Genomic DNA, 5986 nt, shown 5'->3' with positions numbered 1-5986 from the left:
GTACGGGGCGACGGTGCTGCTGAAGGGCTCGACGACGGTGGTGGCGGGGTCGGACGGAGGGCCGGTCCGGGTCAACCCGACGGGCACCTCGTGGCTCGCGACGGCCGGGAGCGGGGACGTGCTCTCCGGGCTCGCGGGCTCCCTGCTGGCAGCGGGGCTGTCGGCCCTGGACGCGGGGAGCACGGCGGCGTACCTGCACGGCCTGGCGGGCCGCTTCGCGGCTCGGGGGGCGCCGGTGGGCGCGCACGACGTGGCGGCGGCGATCCCGCGGGCGTGGCGGGACGTGCAGGAGGGCTGAGCGGGGGGGCGTACTCGCGGCGGGCGGTCCGGAAGACGGTCCAGAAGGCAGTGTCCGGAAGGCCGTTCGGAAGGCAGTCCGGAAGACGGTCCGGATGGCAGTCCGGAAGACGGTCCCCGGAAGCGGCCCGCCCGCCGCGGTGCCCTGAGTAGGGTGGCCGCATGATCCCCGGTCAGGACCCCGTCCCCCCGGACCTCGGCTCGCTGCCCAAGGTCGAGTTCGCCTTCCCCGGCCCTCTGCGCGACCGGCTCGTCGCGGCGGTCCTGGACGGATCGAAGACCTCCACGACGGGCCTGCTCCTCGACTACGAGCACGAGGACGAGCCGTTGCCGCGGGCCGGTGACCGCGGGGTGCTCGTCGACTCGCACGAGCGCCCGGTGGCCGTCGTCGAGGTGACCGAGGTACGCGTGGTCCCGCTCGGCGAGGTGGATCTCGCCCACGCGGTGGCCGAGGGCGAGGGGTACACCAGCGTGGCCGAGTGGCGGGCGGGCCACGAGGGGTTCTGGCACGGCGAGGAGATGCGCGCGGCCCTGGACGACCCGGAGTTCACGGTGGACGACACGACGCCGGCGGTGCTGGAACGCTTCCGGGTCGTCACCGTGCTGCCCGCCCCCGCCCGCTGAGCCGCCGCTCCGTCACTCCACCGTCACGGACTTCGCCAGGTTCCGCGGCTGGTCCACCTCGTTGCCCCGGGCCGTCGCCAGCTCGCACGCGAAGACCTGCAACGGCACCGTCGCCACCAGCGGCTGGAGCAGGGTCGGCGTGGCCGGGATGCGGACCAGGTGGTCGGCGTACGGGACGACCGCCTCGTCGCCCTCCTCGGCGATCACGATGGTGCGGGCGCCCCGGGCCCTGATCTCCTGGATGTTGGACACGATCTTGTCGTGCAGCACGGAGCGCCCGCGCGGCGACGGCACGACCACGACGACCGGCAGGTCCTCCTCGATCAGCGCGATCGGCCCGTGCTTCAACTCCCCCGCCGCGAAGCCCTCGGCGTGCATGTACGCCAACTCCTTGAGCTTCAGCGCGCCTTCGAGGGCGACCGGGTGCCCGACGTGCCGGCCCAGGAACAGCACGGTGTTCTTGTGGGCGAGGGAGCGCGCCAGCTCGCGCACGGGCTCCATGGTCTCCAGCACCCGCTCGACCGCGCCGGAGATCCGCGAGAGGTCGCGGACGACGTCGCGGATCTCGTCGCCGTACTTGGTCCCCCGCACCTGCCCGAGGTAGAGGGCGACCAGGTAGCAGGCGACCAGCTGGGTGAGGAACGCCTTGGTGGAGGCGACGGCGACCTCGGGCCCCGCGTGCGTGTAGAGCACCGCGTCGGACTCGCGCGGGATGGTGGAGCCGTTGGTGTTGCAGATGGCCAGCACCTTGGCGCCCTGCTCGCGGGCGTGGCGCAGGGCCATGAGGGTGTCCATGGTCTCGCCGGACTGCGAGATGGCGACGACCAGCGTCTGCTGGTCGAGGATCGGGTCGCGGTAGCGGAACTCGCTGGCCAGCTCCACCTCGCAGGGGACCCGCGTCCAGTGCTCGATGGCGTACTTGGCGATCAGCCCGGCGTGGAAGGCCGTACCGCAGGCGACGATGACGACCTTGTCGACCTCGCGCAGCACCCCCGGCGGGATGCGCACCTCGTCCAGGCTCAGCGTGCCGGACCCGTCGATGCGGCCCAGCAGGGTGTCGGCGACCGCCTTGGGCTGCTCGGCGATCTCCTTGAGCATGAAGTAGTCGTAGCCGGCCTTCTCGGCGGCCGAGGCGTCCCAGTCGACGTGGTACGAGCGGACCTCGGCGGGGCTGCCGTCGAAGCCGGTGACCGTGACACCGTCCCGGCGCAGCTCGACGACCTGGTCCTGGCCCAGCTCGAGGGCGTCCCGGGTGTGCGCGATGAAGGCCGCCACGTCCGAGGCGAGGAAGGACTCGCCCTCCCCCACGCCCACCACCAGCGGCGAGTTGCGGCGGGCGCCGACGACCACGTCCGGCGCGTCCGCGTGCACCGCGACCAGGGTGAACGCGCCCTCCAGCCGCCGGCACACCAGCCGCATCGCCTCGGCGAGGTCGGCGCAGGCGGAGAACTCCTCGGCGAGCAGGTGGGCGACGACCTCGGTGTCGGTCTCGGAGGGCAGTTCGTGGCCGCGCTCGGCCAGCTCGGCCCGCAGGGGCGCGAAGTTCTCGATGATGCCGTTGTGCACCACGGCCACCCGTCCCGCGTTGTCGAGGTGCGGGTGGGCGTTGGTGTCGGTGGGGCCGCCGTGGGTGGCCCAGCGGGTGTGGCCGATGCCGGTCGCGGCGGACGGCAGCGGGTGTTCGGACAGTTCCTTGTCGAGGTTGACGAGCTTGCCGGCCCGCTTCGCGGTGGCGAGGCCGCCGTCCGCGAGCACGGCCACGCCCGCCGAGTCGTATCCCCGGTACTCGAGCCGCTTCAGTCCGGCCATCACGACATCGAGCGCCGACTGCGACCCCACGTATCCCACGATTCCGCACATGACCGGCAGCCTACGATCAGATTCGATCCCGAACCGGCCTTGTCGTGCCCGAAATCGGAAATTCCCACCGGGGTACGAACACCCCGGCGGCCGACCTCAGCCCAGCTTGGCGAGCTGCGCGTCGCTGATCTCCGTGGGGAACGGGAAGTCCTTCCCGGTGCCGGCGGCGGCCAGATTGAGCACGGTGAAGGTGGCGACGGTGGAGCCCTTGCGGGTGACGGACACCTTGACCGGGAACTCGTCACCGTCCTCCCCGACCATCGTCATCGTCATGGCGACGGACTCGTCCGCCCCGCCGGTCGCCTCTCCCTGCGCCACCTTGGCGATCTTGGCCGGTTCACCCATTGCGGTGAAGGTGAAGCCACCGGCGCAGGCGCCGGCCGCCTCCTTCACGTCCTTCAGCACCGCCTCGGCACCGCCGTCGTCGTAGGTCGCCAGCGTCACCAGCGCCTTGTCCAGGTCGAACGCGGCGCCGATGGCCTCCTCGGTGCCCGCGTCGCCGGACGGCTTCTTCGGACCCTCGGTCCAGCTCCGCTTGACGGCCGCCGCCGGCTCGCCCAGGGGCACGCCGGCCTCGGCGAAGGCGAGCGGCTCGCACTCCGCCTTGTCGCCCTTCACCTTGTCCTTGGCCACGTCGTCGGCCGCCGACACCTTGGTGACCTTGCCGTTCTTGACGTCCGCCTGCGCCAGGGCCGCCTTCTCCAGCTCGGCGGCGGTGAGCGCCGGGGCCGCGGAAGCAGCCGCGCCGCCCGCGTCCTTGCCGTCGCCGGACGCCTTGCCGCCACTGCCGTCGCCACCGCCGTCGTCGGAGGATCCGCAGGCGGTGACGAGCAGGGCCAGGGCGGCGGCGGAGGCCGCGAGCGCGGTACGGCGGATGACGTTCAGTCTCACGTCGGGCTCTTTCTTCAAGACGGCGGATGTTCTCGAAGGTCCACACAGGCGTCAGGACGCACATCCGCACAAACGTGCGATGACTCTAGACACAGCCGACTGACAGGTGATCAGGACTGCGCCACCCGATACCCGACCGTGACGCCCGCGTGATCTCCACCGCGACGCCCCGGCGCGGGCGTGACACAGCCCACCTGCCACCCCGTTCGAACTCCGTTAACAATGGACTGTGATCTCTCCGGTCCCCTCGATACCGCGGAGCGCCCACCGGCACCGGCCGGAGGCGACTCCCTACGTCGACCTCACCCGCACCGAGTGGAGCGCGCTGCGCGAGAAGACGCCGCTGCCGCTGACCGCCGAGGAGGTCGAGAAGCTGCGCGGCCTCGGCGACGTCATCGACCTCGACGAGGTGCGGGACATCTACCTCCCGCTGTCCCGGCTCCTCAACCTCTACGTCGGCGCCACCGACGGCCTGCGCGGCGCCCTGAACACCTTCCTCGGCGCGCAGGGCTCCCAGTCCGGCACCCCGTTCGTCATAGGGGTCGCCGGGTCGGTCGCGGTCGGCAAGTCCACCGTCGCCCGCCTCCTCCAGGCGCTGCTGTCCCGCTGGCCCGAGCACCCGCGCGTGGAACTGGTCACGACCGACGGCTTCCTGCTGCCGACGCGGGAGCTGGAGCAACGCGGCCTGATGTCCCGGAAGGGCTTCCCCGAGTCGTACGACCGCCGGGCCCTGACCCGCTTCGTCGCCGACATCAAGGCGGGCAAGGCGGAGGTCACGGCACCCGTGTACTCCCACCTCATCTACGACATCGTCCCGGACCAGAGACTCGTCGTCCGCCGCCCCGACATCCTGATCGTCGAGGGCCTCAACGTGCTCCAGCCCGCGCTGCCCGGCAAGGACGGCCGCACCAGGGTCGGGCTCGCCGACTACTTCGACTTCAGCGTGTACGTCGACGCCCGCACCGACGACATCGAGCGCTGGTACCTCAGCCGCTTCCGGAAGCTGCGCGAGACCGCCTTCCAGAACCCGTCCTCGTACTTCCGCAAGTACACCCAGGTGTCGGAGGAGGAGGCCCTCGACTACGCCCGCACCACCTGGCGCACCATCAACAAGCCCAACCTGGTGGAGAACGTGGCCCCCACCCGGGGCCGGGCCACCCTCGTCCTGCGCAAGGGCCCCGACCACAAGGTGCAGCGCCTCAGTCTGCGCAAGCTGTGACGCGGGGCCCGGTCGACGGTAGAAATACCGGATGCTGCATCTGCGCCTGATCACCCCGGCCGACCGGACCGACGAGGTGGTCCGCCTGATCGACCGTACCGTCGGCACCACTCATCTCGTCGTCCTGCCGGGCGTCGCCCGCGAGCCCGAGGGGGACGTCGTCATGTGCGACGTGGCCCGCGAGGCGGGCGACGAACTCATCGGCGGCCTGCGGTCGTTGGGCATCGACAGCTGCGGCGCCATCACCGCGGAGAACATCGACCTGTCCCTCTCCGAGCGCGCCGACAAGGCGGAGAAGGACGCCCCGGGCGAGCCCGCCGACGCGGTGCTGTGGGAGCAGTTGGAGGAGGCGACGCACGAGGAGTCGACCCTCTCCGTCACTTACGTCGCCTTCATCACGCTGGCCACGATGATCGCGGCCTGCGGTGTGGTGCTGGACAACGCGATCCTGATCGTGGGCGCGATGGCGGTCGGCCCGGAGTTCGGCCCCCTCGCCGGCGTCTGCACCGCGATCGTCCAACGGGCCCCGCGGCTCGCCCTGCGCTCACTGACCGCCCTGCTGGTGGGCTTCGCGGTGGCGATGGCGGTGACGGTGGGCTTCAGCTGGATGATGGACGCGTTCAACCTGTTCAGCGAGGCCGGGCTGGAGGGCGACCGCCCCAACACCGGGTTCGTCTACGCCCCCGACTGGTTCTCGTTCGTGGTGGCGGTCCTGGCCGGGGCCGCGGGGACGCTGTCCCTGACGTCCGCCAAGTCGGGTGCCCTGGTCGGCGTCGCCATCTCGGTGACGACCGTCCCGGCGGCCGCGAACGCGGCCGTGGCCCTCTTCTACGACGACACCCACCAGGCGTTGCGCTCGAGCGAGCAGCTCGTGCTCAACCTGGTCGCCATCATCCTGGCCGGCACCCTGACCCTGCTCACCCAGAAGGCGCTGTGGGCAGCCCAGCGACGCCGGATGACGAAGCCCACCTAGTACTCCAGTGTGGTTTCGTGATCTATCCAGCAGGTTCGTTGGCGGTTCGTCGTCGGTAGTGGCTGCGTCGGGCTGTTGCCTGATGGCGGCTGCGCCAGTGGGACCAGTGCAGGAGTCTGCTC

6 protein-coding genes are annotated in these 5986 nt (G+C 71.4%); 4 read left to right on the top strand and 2 right to left on the bottom strand.

Annotated features, from left to right (window positions below; all coding sequences use genetic code 11):
- Positions 1-298, top strand: a 298-nt coding sequence (locus DMH12_RS36565) for an NAD(P)H-hydrate dehydratase (RefSeq protein WP_312023996.1), incomplete at its 5' end; no start/stop codon positions are given.
- 161 nt (positions 299-459) lie between these two features.
- Positions 460-921 (top strand): ASCH domain-containing protein, encoded by a 462-nt coding sequence (locus DMH12_RS36560; protein ID WP_125495601.1) that lies wholly within the window; start codon positions 460-462, stop codon positions 919-921.
- 12 nt (positions 922-933) lie between these two features.
- Here the strand turns inward: DMH12_RS36560 and glmS are convergent, their stop codons facing one another.
- Both glmS and DMH12_RS36550 read right to left on the bottom strand, forming a co-directional pair.
- Positions 934-2781: a glutamine--fructose-6-phosphate transaminase (isomerizing) gene (gene glmS / locus DMH12_RS36555; protein ID WP_125495600.1), complete on the bottom strand. Its 1848-nt coding sequence runs from the start codon at positions 2779-2781 to the stop codon at positions 934-936.
- A 96-nt stretch (positions 2782-2877) separates the two neighbouring features.
- Positions 2878-3672, bottom strand: coding sequence for a hypothetical protein (locus tag DMH12_RS36550; protein WP_125495599.1), 795 nt, complete (start codon positions 3670-3672; stop codon positions 2878-2880).
- A 229-nt stretch (positions 3673-3901) separates the two neighbouring features.
- Between DMH12_RS36550 and coaA the strand changes: the two genes are divergently transcribed.
- Both coaA and DMH12_RS36540 read left to right on the top strand, forming a co-directional pair.
- Complete coding sequence (coaA, locus tag DMH12_RS36545; RefSeq protein ID WP_125495598.1) at positions 3902-4891, top strand: type I pantothenate kinase; 990 nt, start codon at positions 3902-3904, stop codon at positions 4889-4891.
- Between the two features lie 31 nt (positions 4892-4922).
- On the top strand, positions 4923-5864 hold the full coding sequence (locus DMH12_RS36540) for a DUF389 domain-containing protein (protein WP_125495597.1): 942 nt from the start codon (positions 4923-4925) through the stop codon (positions 5862-5864).
- Positions 5865-5986: the final 122 nt, after the last annotated feature.

It is taken from the genome of Streptomyces sp. WAC 04229, from assembly GCF_003947455.1.
In the GTDB taxonomy this organism is placed as follows: Bacteria; Actinomycetota; Actinomycetes; order Streptomycetales; family Streptomycetaceae; genus Streptomyces.
Note: the sequence above shows the minus strand (reverse complement) of the source record. Positions and strands in the feature narration are given on the sequence as shown.